General features: G+C 83.2%; 1 pseudogene. It reads left to right on the forward strand.

Going from position 1 to position 428, the window contains the following annotated elements:
• Window positions 1-106: pseudogene (locus tag PUR61_RS16005) on the forward strand (transglycosylase family protein); the annotation flags it as partial.
• Window positions 107-428 lie beyond the last annotated feature (322 nt).

The raw sequence follows: 428 nt of genomic DNA on the forward strand, positions 1-428 counted from the left end.
CCACCAGGCCACCAAGGCCCAGCAGATCGCCATCGGCGAAAAGGTCCTCGCCGCCCAGGGCCCCGGCGCCTGGCCCGTCTGCTCCGTCAAGGCCGGCCTCACCAAGTAACACCCCCCCCCCCCACCCCCCCCCCACCCCGCCCGCCCCCCCCCCCCCCCCCCCCCCCCCCCCCCCCGCCCCCCCCCCCCCCCCCCACCCGGCCCGCCGGGGGGGGGGGGCCCCCCCCCCCCCCCCCCCCCCCCCACCACCCCCCACCCCCCAACAACCCAACACAAACACACAAACCACCACCCACCCCCCCCCCCCCCCCACCCCCGCCCCCCCCCCCCCCATCGTCGCCCCCCCCGCGCAGACCCCCACCCACGCCCCGGCGCCCGTGCCCCGGGGCCCCCCCACGGACCCCCCCCCGCCCCACGCCGACCTCCAC

The sequence above is a fragment of the Streptomyces sp. BE20 genome (assembly GCF_036322525.1).
GTDB lineage: Bacteria > Actinomycetota > Actinomycetes > Streptomycetales > Streptomycetaceae > Kitasatospora.